We start from the raw sequence: 20,575 nt of genomic DNA, 5'->3' as shown, positions 1-20,575 counted from the left end.
AGAAAAATTTAATCAAATACATTAATGGTAAATTTTGGATAATGATTCACAAAACCAATTTAAAAGGATCTGATGAATAAAATCATTAGATCCTTTTTAGCACGTTTATTTTTGTTCCGTCCGGCCTTTGTTTAACGATAGCAAATATTTCGCTTAAGCTATCTGTTCTTTCTTCGTAAAGCCGTTCTCTTGATCGACCCAGAACGAATGGCCAGCGCCGGTTATATGGACGGAATGGAGAGGGGCATTCGCTTTTATGACTTTTTGGCGTTCTTTTCGATCCACAAGCGCGATGATGCTTCTGTATGGATCGACCGGTTTTCCTTTGAGAAGTGTGCCGGTAAGGCCGTAGTTACGTTCATACCCTACTGCGACGCCACCGTCATGAAGATAAGGTGCTTGCCAATAAAGGCCGATCAAGCTCGGCGTTTTATAACCGCCTTTTCCATCATGTGCAAAACCTAATCGCAGCTGTTGTTCGTCAATGTTGTTCATCGGGATTTTCAGCACACGTGCATTTTTTCTGATCGGCACATTCTCAGTCGGTGAATAGAGAAGAGGTTTTGTAAAAATTTTAGCTGTTTTGGCCAGAGCTTTTGCTCTTGACGGTTCTGTCCCAATTTCGTCCGCCGGAACGATTTGATGGTTAGTAAAATAAGAGCCGGCATGACATTTAATGCATCCTGCTTTCGAAAAAACGTTGTACCCATCATCGGTTTCCGAGTTGCTAATGGTTATGTTCGGTTTAGGTGGAACGAGCGCATTTTGAAAAGCAGACATTGCATTGTTTTGTTCATTAAAATGAAACCCAGGGCTGCTGACGATTAAACCATCCGGGGCAACCGGAGATACGTTTGGAAATGTCGGAGGTTTGACCATTTCGTTTATTCCTGGGGCTGCAGGCGTCGGATCCACTTCAGCGAAAAAAGCGGAAGGGCTTTTTCCTTTGCTTGGATCGAACCGAAATTTTGGATTAGCCGCATTTTGCAAAATGGTTCCAATATAGGTTTCTTTCTCAATGTCAAAGAGCGGTTTGGCAATATCTGCTTGTGAAAGGGAATCGGAATTTTGAGCATGAACATTATTGTTAAAAACGGTTAATCCGTGGAATGAACCAGCCATGCCAAATCCACTCCAACTATAAGGGAAATTTTGGAAGGTAAAAGAGGAAGGGATTTGAGCTGGATTTCCTTTTAAATCAATCGTGGAGTCAAAATTCCCTGGTGGCCACAGGAGCAATGTCTTGTCTACCGACTCTTCTAATTTTTCTTTATTGGGAAGTTTAAGATTCCCCTGTTTTTGAAGGAATTGAGAAAAATTAGAAATATTCGCGTGAGTGAAATAGGCAGCTGTATTGGGTGCTAAAGCAAGGAGCAGACCTGCATTTAAATCTGAGTTGGGGGCGCGCCTTCCACTACACGCTTCGTTTCTTGATCGACCGTCGCGTGGCAAGCCGCGCAGCTAATGCCAGCTTTAAACTCTCCTTTAGAAAATGAAACAGGCATACCTAAAGGAGCAAAAGAACCTTTTGGAACATCAAGGCCTGTTGAAATCATCTGACCTTTTTTGAATGATTGCCCGCCGATCTTAACGTCTTTTGCCAGTTCTACTTTTAAATTGGTTGTACCTTCCCCTTTTAGAGCAAGGATGGCTTTCATCAAATTAGGTGCCGTTAACGGCCCATCCAAAATGCCGATAATGTCTGTAAGGAATACTTCGTTTCCAAATGTTTCTTTATAGAAAGCGTCTCTTCCTTTTTCAAACAAATCATGGTCCACTTTCACCGCACCATTCTTTTCTGAAAGTTTTTTTGCATTTCCTTCAGAGAGACTGAGTGTTTGTCCGTACCAATCATAGCTGTTTACATTTCGATAAGAACTGATGATGTCCTCTTTATCAGGGACATAGGCATAATCAAGATCTATAAAATAAACAATGGCTGCGATAAAAATGATGAATCCTATGATGGCTATAAACCAAGACTTGTTTATCAAAGCGATCCCCCCGTCGTCCTGTTGCTCTTTTATGATGGAATGTTGGAAACCAGATGAATGACTTAGATGATGAATGTTTTGGAAATAAAGATTTTGGAAAGAAGATGTATTGAAACAACGTATCGAATTTAAGATACAGCGGGCAGCCAACGTTTTTTATTGTTTCTAGAAAACATATCGTTTATTCCGACAAGTGAAGGCGGTTCAGTGGAACTTTATTTCCGTATGTTAATACATTTCACGGTTGGATGTAGCTTGTGGATTGTAAAAAGAAAATCGATTAGAAAATGAGTTCATAAAGAAACAAATGTAGATTTTGAATGGACGCAAAATGGGGGTCACTCGACCAGTAAATTAAAACGGCAAAGGGTATACTAAAAAAACTTGCAATGTAGTAAGGAGTTGAATCATTTGCCGAGCGGAAAAGAATTAGAACAGTTGCCAATTTCCAACATAGCCCTTGGAGCGGGAAAAGCCCCCGATCGTTTCGATGGAAAGTTAATCAAAAGCGCATCAAAAAGGGAAGAGAAAAAGAAAATCAATCGAAAACAGTAACAAAAACGGGAAGAGTCCGTGGTTATCGTTTTGACTACTTTCTTATCGCTTCACGATCCTCATTACCATATATTGGATAGTGAGAATTCGAGAGCAAAGAGCAAAAGACATGACTATAAGGAAGCAATAAAGAACAATGGGAGAATTGATCCATTTGTCCTTTGCTTAATGCAGGGAGCGTTGGATTTCTAAAAGAGCAAAATAAAAAGGGGGGATCGAATGGGAGCGATTGAACGGAACGGATATCGGTTTGTGCCGGAGTTCAGTGTGACTTATCAAAAAGGTGCTGTACATGTGTATCGAAATGGAAAATATCTGGATGAAATTACATTTGATTTTTCAGGAAAATATCCGGATGTTGATCAAATTGAGGAGTTAGTAGAACAATATTGTAAAAACAATCGGATTACGCCATCTTCAAATTAGAGTCATGTGAAATGGCAAAACTGATTGAAAAAGGGCTTGATCTAAAGATCAGCCCTTTTCTTCGGCATTCCTTATGATGAATCGCATTTAAGAAGAATACAAAAAATCATACTCCACATATGTCTAACCTTCATTCTTAGGAAGGACATATTTGTACCATTATTTGTACCGTTATGTATATTACAGCCGACCGTTTCGCACAACATCAATCATGGCTTTATTAGGATAATCGTTTTCCATATATTGCTGTACTGTTTTTTCAATATCATAGTTTACTCGTTCAATAGAAACGCGTACATTTCCATCTTCTGCTTCCACGATACCATAAGAAGCCATCGCTTGGCCGTCGAACGGTAATCCGACGCTGCCAATATTCAATACTGTTTTGCCGTTCAAGAAACGGATATAAGGTAAATGAATATGACCATAAATATAAAAATCAGCCATGTTTTCGGCCATTAGCCTTTTTTCCAAATGAACATCATCGGTGTCGGGACGAATGATGTCAAATAAGCTGTTTGGAGTTGCGTGAAACGCTAGGATATCCGTACCGTTCAAGTTGAGTTGGAGAGTTTGCGGAAGGTTTTGTAAATAATCGATATCCGCCGAATCTAGATGAGCGACTGTCCATTCTCGTTCCTTTTTCATTACATCCAGCGCCTCATCCGGTACTTCTCCTTTTTGAATGCCGCGTACCACCCATTCGTCGGCATTTCCTTTGATCACATTGGCATTCAATGAACGAATCAGGTCTAAAGCTTGTTTTGGATTCGGCCCTCGAAAGCAAAGATCACCTAGCACATAAATTTGATCAATCTGTTTTTTGGCGATATCTTCCAAAACGGCTTCGAGTGCGAATGCATTTCCATGAATATCAGAGATAAAAGCAGCTTTCATTCATTATGCACCTCTTTTTCATTGAAAAGGATATTGGAATCATCTTTAAGTTGCCAGTCCGTAAATGCAAATCCACTCTTTTTATACCACATTTTGTGGATTCCGACCAATTTGAGAAGCATGGGGCTGAAAATGAATCAAGACTGGAAATGACAGAATAAATCGCCTTTGTTAACGAACAATATAGTAGGAAAAGAAGTAAAGGGAGTGCATGGACATGGAAAGCAACAAATGTTCTTCTAAGGAGGGGCAGCTTGAATGGTGGCAGTTATCCTTAATCGGGGTCGGCTGCATAATCGGCACCGGCTATTTTCTTGGATCTGGTCTTGCCATCCGTAATGCTGGGCCATCCGTTATCCTTTCTTATATTCTTGCGGCATTTTCCACTTACATCGTTTTTGATGCGTTAGCAAAAATGACAAAAAATGACCCGCAAAAAGGCTCTTTCCGATCTTATGCCAAAAAAGCTTATGGACGTTGGGCGGGATTTTCCACAGGGTGGGTTTATTGGTGTTCAGAAATGTTAATTATGGGAAGCCAAATGACTGCGCTATCGATATTTTCGCGTTTCTGGTTTCCAAATGTCCCATTATGGGTCTTTGCAGCCGGTTATGCCATTTTGGGGATTATGGTTGTATTAACGGGTACGAAAGGCTTTGACAGACTAGAAAATGTTTTTGCCGTTATGAAAGTTTCCGCCATTTTGATGTTTATTGTGATCGCTTCACTTGCATTATGTGGGGTTTTAGACGGAGGAAATGGCTTTCGAGTACCAACTACTATCCAACAACTATTTCCGAATGGAGTCATAGGAGTTTGGGCTTCACTCATCTACGCCTTTTATTCATTTGGCGGGATTGAAATTATGGGAATACTGGCGATTCGCTTGCGGAAAAAAGAAGATGCCCCAAAATCCGGAAGCTTCATGCTTTTTTTGCTGGCACTCATTTACTGCCTCTCGCTCGGTTTGGCGGTGATGATGGATTCTTGGAAGGCCTTTTATTCGAAAGAAAGTCCTTTCGTCATCGCTTTAAAAGACTATCACCTGCCGTTTTTCCCGCATATTTTTAACGGAGCGTTCATTATCGCCGGTTTTTCCACCATGTGCGCTTCTTTGTTTTCGGTTACATCAATGCTTGTGACGTTAGCGCAAGATGGAGATGCTCCCGCCGCGTTAGCGAAAAAGGAGAAATGGAAATTAAAAGTTCCTGTAAAAGCTATGGGCTTGACAGCGGCAGGAATGGCGGCTTCCGTTATATTGGCGCTCGCGATGCCGGATAAAGTGTATGAATATATTACAACTGCCGCCGGTTTAATGCTTTTGTATAATTGGTTTTTTATTCTTCTCTCTTCAAGGCGGCTGATCGAATTAAGCGCATGGGGCAAAACAAAGAGATGGTCAGGGATGGTGCTCATCATTTTGGCGGTTAGCGGTACTTTACTGGAAAAAACGAGTCGATTTGGTTTTTTCGGCAGCTTATTGTTTGTCGGAATCGTTGCCCTTGTAGTGCTGAAAATGCGATCCAATTGGAAAAAGGGACAAAAACCGGCTCCTGTTTAATGGGCGATGAGAGTCATAATACCTTGAAAACCGAAATAAAAGCCAAAACCGACGAGCGACAGACCGGATAGAAAAGAAGTCAAATACAAAAAGTTGGTGGACAAAAGTTTGCGAAAACTGCTAGCGATAAATGCCATCGTTAGATCCCATAAAAAAATACCCGCGAAGATGGTTCCGCTCAAAAAGAACAATTGCTCTTTTCCGTAAGTAGTGGCTGTTTTAGCCAGCACCGAACCGTAAATCCCCAACCAAAATAAAATGGTTAACGGATTGGATAAAGACATAAAAAAACCGGAAATAAACGTTTTAAAAAGCGGTTGGCTGCTTCGTTGAACATTTGTAGAAATTTTTCCGGCTGTTAAAAGACTTTCAACGCCAGTGTAAACAAGTACAAAAAATCCGAACAACCAAAGAAAGGCTTGGATGAAAGGAGCGTCAAGAAAACGGACAAAACCAAGATAAACAAGCATCATATAAAACGCGTCTGCAATGAGAGCGCCGACGCCGACAAGCCAAGCGTGCATAAAACCGCTTTTGATTCCTTTGTCCAATTGAGCGGCATTAATCGGTCCGATCGGTGCCGCCAACGATAATCCTAAAAGAAGATAACTGACAAATAAACTGACGCTCATTGAGTCTACCCTCCACGTTCTTTGCTCGTAAGATTCTATTCCAAAAGAAAGACTTGTATAACTCAAGCTTTTGGAAAAAAGATAATATCCAGTTAATAGGAAAATGATGAAATGTAAATTTGAATTTTCGTGATGTAAATGCATGGAAGGAGTTTGACAAAATAAAAGATCAACCCAAAATAGAAAAAGGCGGATGCGGACAGATAATGACCATAAGCATGAAAACGAAAAGTCTCTTTTGTGTAAAAAAATTATTGGAGACGATCCATATCGAAGCAATAAGGCTGGAAGGAATATTATAAAAAATATTCTGAATTTTCAATAAAAATATGGTGCTTATGCAGGATTTTTTTCATTTTGCCACGAAATAGACAAATAAAATTCATAAAATAGACAAAAATTTCATAAGATACCAATAGAAAGGGAGGCGTAAAGGATGTGGGCATTTTTGGGTGAGCATATGCTATCCATTATTAAATTTTTGATTGGAAGCGTTTACATTCTGTTTTTGATAGTCCCGTTTTATTTGGCCAAATATTTTAAGCAATTGGAAGAGCAAGAGAAATGGGACAAATGGAATGAACAGATGGAAAAATACAAACTCTCTGTTCGGAAGAGAAAAAAACGACCCGTCAATTTTTAGAAGTCGCTGGCCCTTGGATGAATCCAAGGGTCTTTTTTAAAGGAAAATTTTAGAGAGTAGTACTAAAAAAGAATGGATTCGTTCAAGGAAGCAATTGTTTTTGAAATTTGGGACGAGCAGTTTTTTGATTGAAAAGCGATCAGTGAAAATTCTTTAAATCATGTTTGTTTTTTTGATGTAAGGTGATTTTTCATCATGATATTTGATAAGTAAACTCCTTTTATATAATGAAAGTGAACATACATGCCACATTTGTTATAATCACTAGTAAGCTTTCATCATGGGAGGGAGATACTGTTGGAAGACAAGGTGACAATGGTCCGATCTGTTTGTCCGCTGGATTGTCCGGATGCTTGCAGTTTAATGGTGGAAAAACGAAATGGAAGAATTGTAAAAGTGGAGGGGAACAAAGATCATCCCGTGACAAAAGGGGTCATTTGCCATAAAGTTCGAAAATTCCCGGAAAGAACCTATCACAAAGAGCGTGTTCTTTATCCGTTAAAAAGAACAGGAAAAAAGGGGACGATGGCTTTTCAAAGGATATCTTGGGAGGAAGCTTATGATGAAATCGTTACACGATTTCAGCGGGTGATCCAAACTTATGGCAGTGAAGCCATTTTGCCTTACAGCTTTTATGGAAATATGGGGATATTAAACAGCGAAGGGATGGATCGGAGATTTTTTCATAAATTAGGCGCCAGTTTTTTGGATCGGACGATTTGCAATTCGGCCGGAGCGCAAGGATTTCGATACACGATGGGGGCAAACAAAGGCATTGATCCCGAAGAAACGATTTATTCTAAGCTCATTTTGATTTGGGGCTGCAATGCCGTGAGCACTAATTTGCATCAAGTACTCTATGCCAATGAAGCCAGAAAACGTGGAGCGAAAATTGTTGTCATCGATACGCATCGCAACCGTACCGCAAAATGGGCTGATTGGTTTTTGCAGATCCGACCCGGAACGGATGCAGCGTTAGCGCTTGGCTTGATGCATGTACTGATTCAAGAAAACTTGATTGATACAGATTTTATTCAAAAATATACAATCGGCTTTGAAGAATTAAAAAAGGAGGCTTTAGCTTATACTCCTTCCATCACGGCAAAATGGACAGGCCTTTCTGAGGAAGAGATTCTTTCATTGGCGAGATTATACGGTCAAACCACTCCTTCTTTTATTAGAATTGGAAATGGCTTGCAGCACCATGAAAATGGTGGGATGGCCGTCCGTGCCATCGCATGTTTGCCGGCTTTAACCGGACAGTGGGGAATTCGTGGTGGAGGTGCTTTAAAAGGAAACAGTGGTTTTTTTCCTTTTCATCATTATAAAATCCAACGTCCTGATCTCCATCAAAATCCTCGCGCCTACACCATTAACATGAATCAGCTTGGAAATGCTCTGCTTGATCGGTCTCGCCCGATTAAAGTGTTGTTTGTGTATAACAGTAATCCGGCGCAAGTAGCACCTGATCAACAAAAGGTAAGAGCCGGATTGTTGCGGGACGATTTATTTACCGTTGTTCATGATCAGTTTCTTACGGATACTTGCCGTTATGCAGATATCGTTCTTCCTGCAACCACTCATTTTGAAAATTGGGACCTGTATAAATCATATTGGCATCTGTATTTGCAGCTTCACGAGCCGGTCATTCCTCCTCAAGGAGAAGCAAAATCGAATTTTACCTTGTTTAAGGAACTAGCGGAGCGTATGGGATTTGATGATGTGGCATTTCGTGTTACTGAAGAAGAGATGATAAAAGAAATTGTAGAGGATATCGGCATCGATTATGACGAATTAAAGAAAAAGGGCTATGTCAAAATAGGCGCTGCAAACAATACTTTTCCGCAGTACATTCCTACTCCATCCAAAAAAGTGGAATTTTACTCGGAAAGGATGAAAAAAGAGGGGTTGCCGCCTGTCCCTGTATTTACTCCTATTCAACCAATGGAGAAAAAATTCCCTCTCATGTTGATTTCTGGACCAAATCATCAATTCTTAAATTCTACTTTTGGAAATATAGCTGCATTAAAAAAATTAGAAGGAAAACCTCGGCTGCAAATCCATCCAAAAGATGCTATACAACGCGGAATCAAAACAGACGATATGGTCATTGTTTACAATCAGAGGGGGCGCTGCCGTTTGTCCGCCAACGTCACAGAAGATTGTTTAGAAGGAACCGCCGTAATTCAAGGACTTTGGTGGGATGATGAACAATCCGGATTCCAATCCGTCAATGTTTTAACGTCGCAGCAATTGGCAGACATGGGAGGAGGAGCTTGCTTTTTTTCTACTTTTGTAGAAGTTCAAAAAGAGCCAGTAAGTTTTAGCTGACGATGAAAGGATCGTCAGCTTTTTCGCATGTAAAAGAAGAAAATGCAATGTTTTTGGCGCCAAACATTTTGAAAAGGTTGCTGCAAGCCTAAATGTATGCTGGAGTGTCAGCCATTGCGACTTATATATTCAAAACGGATTTTTTTCATGCATATAAAATGAAACATTTTTCCGAACTTTCCATTAGTTCCGCAAACTGTTAAACTAGTAGTATTAAGGGAGGGAGAATCATTTTGGAAAGAGGGGATACAATGCCAAGTGCGCAATATTTGGGCCATGGGATTTCGTTATTGGACGTACGGGATTTAGGACGTGAAAAAAGAACGGGAACATATGTAATTCAAGAAGAAAAATTGACGATTATTGAAACAAGTGGAAGTCCATCTATTCTTTATATTCTGCAGGGATTGGAACAGTTGGGGCTAAAGGCTGCTGACATTCAATACATCATTGTGACACATATTCATCTCGATCACGCTGGAGGAGCGGGACTACTTTTGGAAAAATGCCCGAAAGCAAAAGTGATTGTACATCCAAAGGGGAAACGACATCTTATCGATCCATCGAGATTGATCCAAGGGGCAAAGGCTGTATACGGCGATAAATTCGAAGAGTTTTTTGAACCTGTTGTGCCTGTTCCGGAAGATCGTTTAATCGTAAAACAGGATGGGGAAACGCTGGAAATTGGCCATGACCGCATACTTACCTTTTTGGATACACCAGGCCATGCTTATCATCATTTTTCTATTTATGACCCGAAAAGCAACGGTATCTTTACGGGGGATACAGTTGGGATTATCTATACCCCGCTTTTGGAAAATGGACTGGATTTTTATTTGCCTACAACACCTCCGAATCATTTTAATCCGGAAGCAATGCTCCAATCCGCTGATCGAATTGAGAAACTAGGGATTAGCCGGATTTATTTTGGCCATTTTGGAATGAGCGAAGATCCATCCGCTGCTTTCCGGCAATTACGATTTTGGCTTCCTATATTTGTAGAAGCGGGGCAGCAAGTGGCCGACAGCAGCCTTTCTTTTGAAAAAAAGACGGAGGCCGTTTATCAAACATTAAAGAAAAAAGTTACTCGATATTTGGATGAACGAAAGGTGCCACGCACTTCAAACGTTTATGAAATACTCGATTTAGATTTAACGATCTGCTCGATGGGAATTGTTGATTATTTTGAAAAAAGAATGGCTGAATCTGAGAAATAATCGTTCGAGCGGCTTTCAACAAGGAGGGGTCACATTGAGTAAAGGTCTATCAGGTAAGCGAATCGTGATTGGCGGTTCGCGAAAAACAGAAGAGATGAGCACATTAATCGAAAAACAAGGCGGAACACCGATCGTCCGTCCACTTCAAGGAACCGTTTTCAAAGCAGAAAAGGAAGTGGAGCCGGATTTGCGGAAATTTGTTGATGAAGGATCGGACTGGACCGTGTTTACAACCGGAGCGGGAGTACAAACGCTTTTGGACTTGGCCGAAAAGATCGGAATACAAGAAAAATTTTTACATAGGATCCGAACCACGAGTGTTGCTGCAAGAGGCTATAAAACGATCGCTGCTCTTAAAAAGATTGGAATTCAACCGGTCGTCGTTGATGAAGATGGTACGACAAGAGGACTGATGCGAGCGCTACAAGGAACCGATTTTTCAGGAAAAAAGGTTACGATACAGCTGCATGGAGAAAAAGCTCCTCGATTGAAGAAATTTTTTCAAGATCAAGGCGTTTCGGATATTTTAGAGATTCTTCCTTATCAGCATATTCCGCCGAAACGGGAAACAGTGGATACATTATGTCGGGAAATTTTGCAGCATGACGTGGATGCCGTTTGTTTCACGAGCGCGATACAAGTTCACTCTTTATTTTCGTTTGCTAAATCACAAAGATTGGATGCAGAACTTTCCCTTGCATTTCGTGATGCGGTTTTGCCTGTCGCCGTGGGGAAAGTAACGGCAGAAGCTTTGCAAGAGGAAGGGATTGACCGTTATCTCGTTCCGGAAAACGAACGTATGGGAGCGATGATTATAGAACTATCCCGTTATTATCAGCAACAATCGGAAAAAGTCGAAGACAATGTTTGAGGCCGCTTTTTACAAAGCGGTTTTTCCTTGGCGTTTGCCAGCTTTTTGGCGCATCTTCCTAAATGAGTGATGAACTGATCCGCCTTGTCTTTTCTTTCTTCGAGGATTGAATCAATTTCTTTTTCAAACATTAAGCACATTAGTTTCATTTTTATCAAAAAAAGGGGATAATGGTAAGGTATTTGTTTGAAAGAGGAGTGATTTTGATGAAATGCAAACTAAATCGTAATGCAGCGAAAGTATTAAAGAAAATGCTGGAAAGCCCGGAAGCGGAAGGAAAAATGATTCGAGTATATATTACCGAAATTCACGGTGATCATGCTCATTATGGAATTAAGCTTGATACTCCAACAGAGCATGATGAAATCGTGAAAACGGATAAAGATATCGATATCTTATTAGATCGACGCGAAGAGTTTTTAGACGGAGTTTGGGTCCAATATTTCTACGTACCACAGGAAGAATTCGTCATTACAAACCCATGGAAAGAGAAAGAAGCTCACCAGCATCACCATCATCATTAATAATCATTCACAAAAGACAAGCCATCCTTTAGCGCTTGTCTTTTGTTCAAAAGGCAAAAGGATCAGCTCTTTTTCTGTCCATTTTAAACATATTCTGGCTGGTGTTGAAAAATGCTAAATCTTGCTTTTTTATTGTTCTATGTGACTGCAAAAGAAATGATTGAACAAAGGTATTATTTTATGAGGAGTGTGAAGAAGGAAAATTTGGTCACTTATGTGAAGAGATATTATTTTCCATTTTTTCTCGCGGGAAAGAAAGTGTATTTTCCGATCCATATAAGTTGAATTAAAGATTTACAACTGAACACACAAACGATCGATCGTTTGTTCTGGTTTCTGGTTGATTCGCTGAATAAAGGCTTGGACATTCTTTCTAATTTCTTGCACACTCGAATAGAACACGTTGTAAATCACGTCTGATTTCAGCCATTTCCATAGCCCTTCAATCAAGTTCAATTGCGGACTGTATGGTGGCAAAAAGACGAGCTCTAACCGATCTTCGTGTTCTTTTAAAAATGGCTGAATGAGTTTGGCATGGTGAATTCGAGCGTTATCTAAAATCATCACTATTTTGCCTGTGGGATAGCGTTCTAACACAAGTTGAAGAAATCGAAGAAATGTTTCCGCGTCATAGCGTTCTTCTTCGATGCAAAACACTTCCCCTGTTTCGTAGTTCAACGTGCCAATCAGCTTCAGCCCTTGATGTTTTCCAAACGTCGGAATGATTCGTTGTTTTCCTTTGACAAACCATGTTTTTTGAATCGCTTGGTAATCACGAATCATCGACTCATCTTGAAAGAGGACATGGGCGATGTTCCCATCTACCAGTTTTTTTTACTTCAGGGAAGGTGATTTCGACGAATTCTTTTTGTTTCTCTTCATCGGCATTGGCTAGTGTATAGGTCGGTTTCGTATAGCTTAGCCCTAACCGATGCAGAATGTCAATTGTTCCGCGAAGCGTGTATGTTGGCCCCCACTTTTGTTGAATGAGTTCAGCGATTATCGCAAGCGTCCAATTATATTTTGCTTCGAATCCCACATCTACGGGGAGCTGATGTTCAATGATCAAAGCCAGCTCTTTTTCCTGCTCAGGGGTCAATCGACGTGGGGCGCCAGGTGAGTATTTCATCTCCAGTCCATCAAGACCGCGCTGGGCGTAGGCATGAATATAGTTATAAATAGTTTTCTTGGATCGACCAATAATCGTTGCGATTTCTCCTTTGGTATATCCCTGCAAATGAAGATAAATCGCTTGGTAGCGTTCATATGCTCGTTTACTTTTTGCTTCTTTCATGGCAGTGGACAACTTTTCGATCTCGTCTTTGTGATTTGGCATCATATTTTCTCTCCGTTCCCCTATTTTCTCTTTGTATTTATTCGCCGTGGAACGGGAGAAAACCTTTATTTCAATTTATACAGTTCCGTTCTGCTTAACGTCCGGGAAATATTTTTATCATTATATTGTTTATTGATATAATATTATTAATTTTTTTAATATATTGAATTATATTTATTGTAATTGTATAATTTCATTATATGATCCTTCTTATAAGTTCAAATAATAAATTTTAATAGCGCTTTCAAAAAGTGTAATGTATGAATTTGTTTGAAGAAAATATAAAACTTGTACAATCGATATACTATTCTAAAAATATTTGTAAATCGGTATGTAAAATGGGAATATGGACAAGGAGGTTATGACGATGACTCAATCATTTGATTCGGCAAAAACGCGACGCATCACAAGCAACATCTTTAAAGGATCCGTCGGCAATCTGATTGAATGGTACGACTGGTACGTCTATTCTGCTTTCGCTGTATATTTCTCTGCGGAGTTCTTTCCTGAGGGGGATTCCACCAGCCAACTGCTCAATACGGCTGCTATCTTCGCCGTCGGCTTTCTGATGCGCCCAATAGGAAGCCTTTTGATGGGGCGATACGCTGATCGTCACGGCCGACGTGCAGCGCTGACGCTTTCCATCAGCCTCATGGCCGGTGGTTCCCTGATCATTGCCATTACCCCGAGTTACAGCACGATCGGTGTGCTAGCTCCTATTATTCTAGTTCTGGCACGTCTGCTCCAAGGGATATCGGTAGGCGGGGAGTATGGAACATCGGCCACGTACTTGTCCGAGATGGCAAAAAGCGGTCGACGCGGGTTCTACTCGAGCTTCCAGTACGTCACACTCGTTTCCGGACAGTTAGTGGCGCTGGGTGTTCAGATTATTCTTCAACAAATCATCAGCGAACCCGAAATGAAGTCCTGGGGCTGGCGTATTCCTTTCGTCATCGGTGCAATGGGAGCATTGGCCGTGTTGTGGCTGCGACGAACGATGGACGAATCGGAACAGTTTTCCAAATTGGATTCTGAAAGCAGGGCAAGTGCCGGAACCATTCGAGCGCTGATGAAATATCCTAAGGCAGTGCTGACAGTGGTCGGGCTAACACTCGGCGGAACCGTCGCCTTTTATACTTACACGACGTACTTACAAAAGTTTATGGTGAACACGGTGGGCATTCAAAAGGAGATCGTCAGTTGGATTAATTTTATTGCTTTGTTAATATTTGTCATACTTCAACCGCTCGCCGGGATGCTATCTGATCGGATCGGTCGTCGCCCGCTATTGATGGGTTTCGGTATTCTGGGAACATTGCTGACAGTGCCGCTGTTCCTTTTGATGGAGCAGACGAAGAACCCTTTCGCTGCATTCTTTCTTATGATGGTTGGACTCATTATTGTCACTGGTTACACTTCCATTAATGCTATCGTGAAAGCGAAACTATTCCCGACCGAAATCCGCGCCCTAGGAGTAGGATTTCCCTACGGCCTTACCGTTGCGGTGTTCGGAGGAACAGCGGAATTCGTTGCATTATGGCTGAAGAGCATCGGCGAAGAGTCGCTCTTTTTCTTCTACGTGGCTCTCTGCATTGCGGTGAGTTTGATCGTCTATTGGCGTATGGGTGAGTCTTCGAAGTCTTCTCGCATTGAAGCCGAACAGGATGCAAGCTAGATTATCGTCGTCTGGTACTCTGAAATAAGGTAAGCGACAAGCTGTGGGTTAGCTGTCACGGTCTACACGATTTGCTGGAGCCTTTATAGATTGCTTGATGATTATAGAACGAGAATGGAAAGAACAGACATCGATATGATGATGCCTGTTGTACAACAAAATGAACCAAGCGAACATAGGAAAGGACAGGTCGTTAAACGGCCTGCCTTTTTATGTGGACTTGATATGGATGCCAATCGTCAAGTATGAAGACAGAAGTAACGGTTCGATTAACGCAAGGGTGTCCGGATGGCATGAAAGATGAAGATTGCAAACGGCAAGGTCATTCCTATACCCAATACAGGGAAGTTTGATTATCCCAAAATAGAGGATGCTTGCTATACTTTAAGAGACGGGAATAGGCAATTTTTCATCATTTCGGTAAAATAAGAATCGACTAGTTTTGATATTCCAAAATCGAATACTCCACTTCCAAAAACGTCGTTCCTTCTTATCTAATGGGATTAACAAGGACTCGATCCGAAAAAAGGAGTTAGTATATGAAGCAGTATGATTTTACAAGTGGAAATATTATGAAGCAGCTGGTGGTGTTTTCGACACCGATTCTGCTGACTAATTTTCTGCAAACCTCTTTTCAATTAATCGATAGCTTATGGGTTGGCAATTTGCTCGGTTCTAACGCTCTTGGAGCTGTAGCCGTTTCTGGAACGGTGATTTTTACCGTCTTGTCATTTATTATCGGTATTAATAATGCTACATTAACCATATTATCCCAATTGAAAGGGAAAAATGACGAGATCGGCCTAAAACGATATGTGAATGCTTTTGTTGTGATATTAACGTTTATTTCTCTTACACTCGGGGCTATGGGAATGATGTTAGTCGTTCCCATTTTGAAGTTTCTTGGAACTCCGTCGGCGATGGTGCCTGAAGCGAAAAGCTATTTAGAAATCAATTTTGCCGGAATCTTGTTTTTATTTGGTTATAATTTTATCGGAACAGTGTTTCGTGCTCTAGGCGACAGCCGGACGCCGATTCGATTTGTTTTCTTTGCCGTAGTGCTGAACGCTGTGTTAGATCCACTTTTTATTGAAGTGTGGGGACTTGGTTTAAATGGAGCGGCTTATGCAACGATTCTTTCCCAAGGAGTTTCATTTCTATACGGATTGTACTACAGTTTACGGAAACATCTGATTCCCTTTTCAGTTCCGAGATGGCCTCATAGAAAAGAAGTTTCCATGATTTTAAAACTCGGGATACCGGCCGGGCTACAAATGATGGTGATTTCAGCAGGAACGGCTGCTATTATGAGTGTCGTCACTTCCTTTGGGGGACATGTTGTCGCTGGGTTCGGCGCTGCTCAACGGATTGACAGTCTTTTGATGCTGCCGGCACAGGCGCTGGGAACGGCTGTCAACAGCATGGCCGGACAAAACATTGGAGCCAATCAATGGACTCGCGTTCGTCAAATCGCTGTAAACGGAGTCCTCTATAATATTTCCATTATGTTGGTCATCGCGTTTTTCGTTGCTTTGTTTGCAGACAGAATCGTCAAGCTATTCATCCAGCAGCCTGAATCATCCGTCTCGTTTGGAGCTGAATATTTAGGAATCATCGCATTTTTCTATCCGTTTTTGGGAATTAATTTTATTTTAAACGGAATTGTGCGGGCTTCAGGTGCGATGTTTCAAGTGCTTGTTCTCAATATCGTATCTTTATGGATTCTCCGATATCCTTTAACAGAATTGTCGGCTTCTTACATAGGCGAAAAGGGAATTGCTTTTGGAATGGGAGCTAGTTTTGTTATAAGCAGCATCATCGCTTTCCTTTATTATCGTTATGGAACATGGAGGAAAAAACAATTATTTACGGAAAGAGAATAAAATGGAGTAATACAGAAGCAGAATCACGATTCCTAAGTGATTTTGAATCAATATCTTGAACGATTGCTTGAAACACGATATGATGAAAGTAATGAAAATCATTCGGAGAAATGCAATACTTTAAAGTGATCGGAAACCTATTTCGTGAAAACGACATCATTTAAAAACGTCATAGTTTTATTTGTGGAATAGGCTTATTGAGGAGATTCTCGGTTTCATTGCATGAGAAGCGCTGCCTCCTATCCATCATTGGATCAGGAGGGTTTTTTGTGCCGGCAAATGGATGTTCGAATGATGATGAAACCGTTCAACTTAATAAAACGTCGAAAGAAAATGATGAAAAGCGGCATTTTGATTTTGGGATTCAGCGTTCTGAAACTGTTGATTCAGCGGCTCTTCGCACCTAAGAAAAAGGGAGTTTGTTAACCCGATATATATTGCAAGTTTGTCACTGGTACGTTGTGGTCGAAAGCATGAGTGATAATATAGGACCAAAAGCTTGGTGTTTCCGGGTACGTGTTGTTTCGAAATAGAGGGTAGGGGGGACATAAATTAGCTTAACCTCTTGTTTTGTTTAACAGGATTTAGTGGAAGGTGAAACGTATGGACGTGAAACGATTTTTGAAAGGATTGGGCGATCGGAAACCTGCCATAATGGGTAGCGAACATTTTTCAAAATTTGCTGTTTTTTTACCGCTGCTTAAAATGAATAATGAATATCATCTTTTATTTGAAGTGCGCTCCATGCAGCTGAGGCATCAGCCGGGCGAAATTTGTTTTCCGGGAGGAAGAATGGAGCCTGATGATCGAACGGCGAAAGAGACGGCTATGAGAGAAACGTCAGAAGAGTTGGGAATACCCATCACTTCCTTATCGGAAGTGTATCCCTTGGATTACGTTATACCCGGTTTTGGGAAAAGGATCATATATCCGTATGTGGGTCTTATTGAACAGGGCACGGAAATCCGGCCAAATCCTCAAGAAGTTGAAACTGTATTTACAGTACCGCTCTCGTATCTTCAATCTGTGGAGCCTGAGTGTTATAAAATCAATTTTAAAATAGCTCCTGAAAAAAATTTCCCATTACATTTGATCCCCGGCGGAAAAAATTATAATTGGCAAATCAAACAAATGGATGAGTACTTTTACTACTACAAAGACTATGTGATTTGGGGATTGACAGCCAGTATATTGAAACATTTTTTGGATTTGACTGCGAAATCAGCCAAAGAACAAGATCGTTTTACAGAATAGTCGCCAATCAAGACAAGGGGAACAATTCGTTTGTTGCTCCTTACATTACTATTGGATATTACAGATTAAAGAAGCGGAAACTTAAGGGTTCTTATTTCAGGAAAGCTTTTCATTTTATCATCACGATTATTTCGTTATGAATATTTTTTGTAATCAGGATTTTAAAACCCCTGCCTTTGTGATCAGGCAGGGGAAAATCATATAAATATACTCAAATACAATATGGATAATCGATTCATGATACCATACCGGTTGAACAGCAGATCCGTAAGACAAAAACACTCCATTGCAGTATGAAGTTTTATATTATCGTTATTGTTCCTGAGTGATTTTAAATGTTGCCATACGCTCTTGCAGACTGAGTGCTAGTTCGGATAGAGAAGCGGCTGCTGCTGAAATTTCTTCCATTGAGGCCAGTTGTTCTTCCGTTGAAGCCACGACTGTTTGTGAATGGCTGGATGTCTGTTTAGAGGCGGAAGCTAGTTCAAACATCGCGTCTGAAATCATTTGGATTTTTCCAGACATTTCTTGGATAGTTGCAGACAGCGATTGAAGTTCGGATTCGATATCCGTAACCGAATGGACAATTTCTTCAAAGTTTTCCTTCGTATTTTTTACGATGCCTAATCCGTTTTGAACATCGTCCTTGACTCGTTCAATGGAATCAGTGGAACGAGCCATTTCCTCTTGGATTTCTTTTATGAGATCCGCAATTTGCTTAGAAGATTCTTGAGATTGTACTGCGAGTTTTCTTACTTCCTCTGCTACAACCGCAAAACCTTTCCCGTGTTCTCCCGCTCTGGCTGCTTCAATTGCGGCATTTAGCGCCAACAAATTGGTTTGATCCGCTATATCCGAAATAACCTTTGTGATCATGTCGATTTCCCGTGATTTATGACCAAGCATTTTAATAGCTTCGCCACTTTCTTGAACGGATTTATGGATTTCATTCATTTGTTTAGAAGTCTGCTGTACGTATAACCCGCCTTGTCTTGCTTTTTCTTTTGCATCTATTCCTTTTTCCGCCATTTTTTCCGAGTTCATTGATACGTTTTGGATGGCTTTCGACATTGTCTCAATGGCTTTTTCGCTTTTTTCCACACTCATGGTTTGATTTTCGACTGCCTGGGATACTTCCTGTATGGTTTCCGTGATTTGTTCAGCGGTGCTGCTGGTTTGTTCTGCACTGGCTGTTAACTGTTGAGAGGAGGCAGCTACTTGTTCAGACGTTTCCAGTACATGTTGGATCATGATTCGTAAATTTTCTTTCATATCATTATAGCTTTTGGACAATTGTCCTAATTCATCACGGGAAGAATCGTGGACTGAAACCGTAAAGTCTCCTTTTCCTGAATGCTCCAGTGCTTCCGCTAAAACATGCAAACGTTTTTTCAGTGAGTTTGTAAACCAGAACGCAACCGTCAGAGATAGGAGAACGGCAACGATTAAAACAACGGAAAAGACGATAAGAAATGAATGAATGGTGCGATCGATGATGCTTTGATCAGCTCCTACATATAAAATACCGATAATCTTTCCATTTTTATCATGCAGCGGCATATAGGCGGTTTGGTGCATTTTCCCTGCAACGTTTGCTTCCCCGTAGTAATTTCGTCCTTCTTTAAGAACGGTCCGTTCTACAACGGGCGAAACTTTTGTTCCGATGACTCGTTGTCCTTGTTTCCAAACATTTGTGGCAACCCGGGTATCTCCCTGGAAAATGGTAATGGTATCATTTGTGTCCTTTCCTATTTGATCCACGATTTTTTCATTATTATTCATTAAAGTGGACCCTTTGTACAATTTTCCATTTTTAATGGCCCAATCGCCTTCGTATTTAGAATCAATATAGTGATAGCTTAAACGTAAATCACTTTTGGCTTTATGAATCGCAAAATCTTTAATGCTGGTAGAAACTTTTTCCATAGCTGCAATACAAACGGTAAACGAAATAAAAAGAATAATGCTGATGACTAGTACATTAATTTTTGCATTTAACTTCAACATTCTTCACCTTCATATTCCTGTTATCTTTTGATTATATTTTTAAGCAACGATATTTCTGCCGAATAATGGCTGCATGTATGTAAGGATGGGAGGGGACGTTCACAGTGATGAAAGCGATCGAAAAAATCAGTTCAAAAATTCAGGCAAAACTGAAAAAGAATACACAAAGGCGAATGGAACGTCCTTTCTCCGCACCAAATCGAAAAAAGGCTGAGCAGAAAATAGGGGCTATTCCGCTCAGCCTCTTTTTATAAATAAGAGGGATGGATGTCATCCATTTTCTTTTAATCCTTGGCCCATTCCTTTTAGAAAGTGGAGCCCAAAGCCAATCGCACGATTAATATCTGGATCGTTCAGGACTTTCAATAAATCTCGGAATTTTACTTTATCGCCGTTTTGCAGATGATGATTTCCTTCCTTTATACCGTTCGTGATGCTATTCATTAGTTTTGCGGTGAAGTCGGGGTCTATATTGGAAACGGCACCTGCTACTCCCATTAAGTTGTTGATCAAATTGGTTACCGGTTCACGTGACACCTGACCAAGAGCAATTTTGGCGATTTTTTCCCGCGCTTGAAGCATAGCATTTGCGGCTTCCAGCAATCCTGCTTGATTCAATTCGCCGATTATCTTAAGCAAATTCGTCAAATCATCATCATGATCTGCCAGAAGGGATTTCAGTTCATCCAACTTTTGCTGGATTTGCTCTTCTTTCGTCATTTCCTTTTTGCGAATAAAGGTAATGGGTTCCGCCATTTTTAGAATTCCT

General features: G+C 40.7%; 19 protein-coding genes and 1 pseudogene. 14 read left to right on the top strand and 6 right to left on the bottom strand.

The window, feature by feature from the left end; translation table 11 throughout:
• Positions 1 to 153: 153 nt before the first annotated feature.
• A pseudogene (locus N1I87_RS18075) lies at positions 154 to 1,991 on the bottom strand (electron transport protein).
• Positions 1,992 to 2,405: 414 nt separating this feature from the next.
• Between N1I87_RS18075 and N1I87_RS10240 the strand changes: the two are divergent.
• Both N1I87_RS10240 and N1I87_RS10235 read left to right on the top strand, forming a co-directional pair.
• Positions 2,406 to 2,549, top strand: coding sequence for a hypothetical protein (locus N1I87_RS10240; RefSeq protein ID WP_341101576.1), 144 nt, complete (start codon positions 2,406 to 2,408; stop codon positions 2,547 to 2,549).
• Positions 2,550 to 2,768: 219 nt separating this feature from the next.
• Positions 2,769 to 2,975 (top strand): YbxH family protein, encoded by a 207-nt coding sequence (locus N1I87_RS10235; RefSeq protein ID WP_003352780.1) that lies wholly within the window; start codon positions 2,769 to 2,771, stop codon positions 2,973 to 2,975.
• A gap of 180 nt (positions 2,976 to 3,155) precedes the next feature.
• On the opposite strand, the gene N1I87_RS10230 is transcribed toward N1I87_RS10235, so the two are convergent.
• Entirely contained in the window at positions 3,156 to 3,872 is a 717-nt protein-coding gene (locus tag N1I87_RS10230) for a metallophosphoesterase family protein (RefSeq protein WP_341101574.1), read from the bottom strand.
• A 217-nt stretch (positions 3,873 to 4,089) separates the two neighbouring features.
• Between N1I87_RS10230 and N1I87_RS10225 the strand changes: the two genes are divergently transcribed.
• A complete protein-coding gene (locus N1I87_RS10225) occupies positions 4,090 to 5,433 on the top strand; it encodes an amino acid permease (protein ID WP_341101572.1) in 1,344 nt (447 codons plus the stop codon).
• Here the strand turns inward: N1I87_RS10225 and N1I87_RS10220 are convergent.
• Positions 5,430 to 6,065, bottom strand: a complete 636-nt coding sequence (locus N1I87_RS10220; RefSeq protein ID WP_341101570.1) for a LysE family transporter — start codon at positions 6,063 to 6,065, stop codon at positions 5,430 to 5,432. The two genes, N1I87_RS10225 and N1I87_RS10220, sit on opposite strands and share 4 nt — an antisense overlap.
• Positions 6,066 to 6,501: 436 nt before the next feature.
• Here N1I87_RS10220 and N1I87_RS10215 point away from each other — a divergent pair, with 436 nt between their 5' ends.
• The 5 genes from N1I87_RS10215 to N1I87_RS10195 all read left to right on the top strand — a co-directional run bounded on the left by N1I87_RS10215 (position 6,502) and on the right by N1I87_RS10195 (position 11,651).
• Complete coding sequence (locus tag N1I87_RS10215) at positions 6,502 to 6,708, top strand: hypothetical protein (protein WP_341101568.1); 207 nt, start codon at positions 6,502 to 6,504, stop codon at positions 6,706 to 6,708.
• Between the two features lie 315 nt (positions 6,709 to 7,023).
• Positions 7,024 to 9,039, top strand: a complete 2,016-nt coding sequence (locus N1I87_RS10210) for a molybdopterin-containing oxidoreductase family protein (RefSeq protein WP_341103357.1) — start codon at positions 7,024 to 7,026, stop codon at positions 9,037 to 9,039.
• A gap of 251 nt (positions 9,040 to 9,290) precedes the next feature.
• Complete coding sequence (locus N1I87_RS10205) at positions 9,291 to 10,256, top strand: MBL fold metallo-hydrolase (protein ID WP_341101566.1); 966 nt, start codon at positions 9,291 to 9,293, stop codon at positions 10,254 to 10,256.
• Positions 10,257 to 10,290: 34 nt separating this feature from the next.
• On the top strand, positions 10,291 to 11,127 hold the full coding sequence (locus tag N1I87_RS10200; RefSeq protein WP_341101564.1) for a uroporphyrinogen-III synthase: 837 nt from the start codon (positions 10,291 to 10,293) through the stop codon (positions 11,125 to 11,127).
• Positions 11,128 to 11,333: 206 nt separating this feature from the next.
• The gene (locus N1I87_RS10195) at positions 11,334 to 11,651 is read left to right on the top strand and encodes a hypothetical protein (RefSeq protein WP_003352788.1); all 318 of its coding nucleotides are present in this window, start codon (positions 11,334 to 11,336) and stop codon (positions 11,649 to 11,651) included.
• A gap of 294 nt (positions 11,652 to 11,945) precedes the next feature.
• Here N1I87_RS10195 and N1I87_RS10190 read toward each other — a convergent pair.
• Positions 11,946 to 12,990, bottom strand: a protein-coding gene (locus tag N1I87_RS10190; RefSeq protein ID WP_341101344.1) for an IS630-like element ISBs2 family transposase whose coding sequence is annotated in 2 segments (ribosomal slippage) — positions 11,946 to 12,485 and positions 12,487 to 12,990 — 1,044 coding nt in all. Because the reading frame shifts where the segments join, the coding sequence is not laid out codon by codon here.
• A 364-nt stretch (positions 12,991 to 13,354) separates the two neighbouring features.
• Between N1I87_RS10190 and N1I87_RS10185 the strand changes: the two genes are divergently transcribed.
• The 5 genes from N1I87_RS10185 to N1I87_RS10165 all read left to right on the top strand — a co-directional run bounded on the left by N1I87_RS10185 (position 13,355) and on the right by N1I87_RS10165 (position 17,799).
• Positions 13,355 to 14,662, top strand: a complete 1,308-nt coding sequence (locus tag N1I87_RS10185; RefSeq protein ID WP_341101563.1) for an MFS transporter — start codon at positions 13,355 to 13,357, stop codon at positions 14,660 to 14,662.
• A gap of 90 nt (positions 14,663 to 14,752) precedes the next feature.
• Positions 14,753 to 14,911: a hypothetical protein gene (locus tag N1I87_RS10180; protein ID WP_341101561.1), complete on the top strand. Its 159-nt coding sequence runs from the start codon at positions 14,753 to 14,755 to the stop codon at positions 14,909 to 14,911.
• Positions 14,912 to 15,201: 290 nt separating this feature from the next.
• Positions 15,202 to 16,545: an MATE family efflux transporter gene (locus N1I87_RS10175; protein ID WP_341101559.1), complete on the top strand. Its 1,344-nt coding sequence runs from the start codon at positions 15,202 to 15,204 to the stop codon at positions 16,543 to 16,545.
• 269 nt (positions 16,546 to 16,814) lie between these two features.
• The gene (locus N1I87_RS10170; RefSeq protein WP_155814569.1) at positions 16,815 to 16,952 is read left to right on the top strand and encodes a hypothetical protein; all 138 of its coding nucleotides are present in this window, start codon (positions 16,815 to 16,817) and stop codon (positions 16,950 to 16,952) included.
• A gap of 196 nt (positions 16,953 to 17,148) precedes the next feature.
• A complete protein-coding gene (locus tag N1I87_RS10165) occupies positions 17,149 to 17,799 on the top strand; it encodes an NUDIX hydrolase (protein WP_003352795.1) in 651 nt (216 codons plus the stop codon).
• A 312-nt stretch (positions 17,800 to 18,111) separates the two neighbouring features.
• On the opposite strand, the gene N1I87_RS10160 is transcribed toward N1I87_RS10165, so the two are convergent.
• Positions 18,112 to 19,806 (bottom strand): methyl-accepting chemotaxis protein, encoded by a 1,695-nt coding sequence (locus tag N1I87_RS10160; protein ID WP_003352796.1) that lies wholly within the window; start codon positions 19,804 to 19,806, stop codon positions 18,112 to 18,114.
• A gap of 104 nt (positions 19,807 to 19,910) precedes the next feature.
• Between N1I87_RS10160 and N1I87_RS10155 the strand changes: the two genes are divergently transcribed.
• The gene (locus N1I87_RS10155) at positions 19,911 to 20,060 is read left to right on the top strand and encodes a hypothetical protein (RefSeq protein WP_341101556.1); all 150 of its coding nucleotides are present in this window, start codon (positions 19,911 to 19,913) and stop codon (positions 20,058 to 20,060) included.
• A gap of 16 nt (positions 20,061 to 20,076) precedes the next feature.
• Here the strand turns inward: N1I87_RS10155 and N1I87_RS10150 are convergent, their stop codons facing one another.
• Complete coding sequence (locus N1I87_RS10150) at positions 20,077 to 20,562, bottom strand: DUF1641 domain-containing protein (RefSeq protein WP_003352797.1); 486 nt, start codon at positions 20,560 to 20,562, stop codon at positions 20,077 to 20,079.
• Positions 20,563 to 20,575 lie beyond the last annotated feature (13 nt).

Origin of the sequence: Bacillus sp. FSL W8-0102, assembly GCF_038007225.1 — a bacterium.
In the GTDB taxonomy this organism is placed as follows: domain Bacteria; phylum Bacillota; class Bacilli; order Bacillales; family DSM-4216; genus Bacillus_O; species Bacillus_O smithii.
The sequence above is the reverse complement of the archived record's forward strand: the minus strand, read 5'-3'. Positions and strand labels throughout refer to the sequence as shown.

Coding starts and splice junctions, on each gene's coding strand:
- N1I87_RS10235 (WP_003352780.1), top strand. CDS start 2,769: ATGGGAGCGATTGAACGGAACGGATATCGGTTTGTGCCGGAGTTCAGT.
- N1I87_RS10230 (WP_341101574.1), bottom strand. CDS start 3,872: ATGAAAGCTGCTTTTATCTCTGATATTCATGGAAATGCATTCGCACTC.
- N1I87_RS10225 (WP_341101572.1), top strand. CDS start 4,090: ATGGAAAGCAACAAATGTTCTTCTAAGGAGGGGCAGCTTGAATGGTGG.
- N1I87_RS10220 (WP_341101570.1), bottom strand. CDS start 6,065: ATGAGCGTCAGTTTATTTGTCAGTTATCTTCTTTTAGGATTATCGTTG.
- N1I87_RS10215 (WP_341101568.1), top strand. CDS start 6,502: ATGTGGGCATTTTTGGGTGAGCATATGCTATCCATTATTAAATTTTTG.
- N1I87_RS10210 (WP_341103357.1), top strand. CDS start 7,024: ATGGTCCGATCTGTTTGTCCGCTGGATTGTCCGGATGCTTGCAGTTTA.
- N1I87_RS10205 (WP_341101566.1), top strand. CDS start 9,291: ATGCCAAGTGCGCAATATTTGGGCCATGGGATTTCGTTATTGGACGTA.
- N1I87_RS10195 (WP_003352788.1), top strand. CDS start 11,334: ATGAAATGCAAACTAAATCGTAATGCAGCGAAAGTATTAAAGAAAATG.
- N1I87_RS10185 (WP_341101563.1), top strand. CDS start 13,355: ATGACTCAATCATTTGATTCGGCAAAAACGCGACGCATCACAAGCAAC.
- N1I87_RS10175 (WP_341101559.1), top strand. CDS start 15,202: ATGAAGCAGTATGATTTTACAAGTGGAAATATTATGAAGCAGCTGGTG.
- N1I87_RS10165 (WP_003352795.1), top strand. CDS start 17,149: ATGGACGTGAAACGATTTTTGAAAGGATTGGGCGATCGGAAACCTGCC.
- N1I87_RS10160 (WP_003352796.1), bottom strand. CDS start 19,806: ATGTTGAAGTTAAATGCAAAAATTAATGTACTAGTCATCAGCATTATT.
- N1I87_RS10150 (WP_003352797.1), bottom strand. CDS start 20,562: ATGGCGGAACCCATTACCTTTATTCGCAAAAAGGAAATGACGAAAGAA.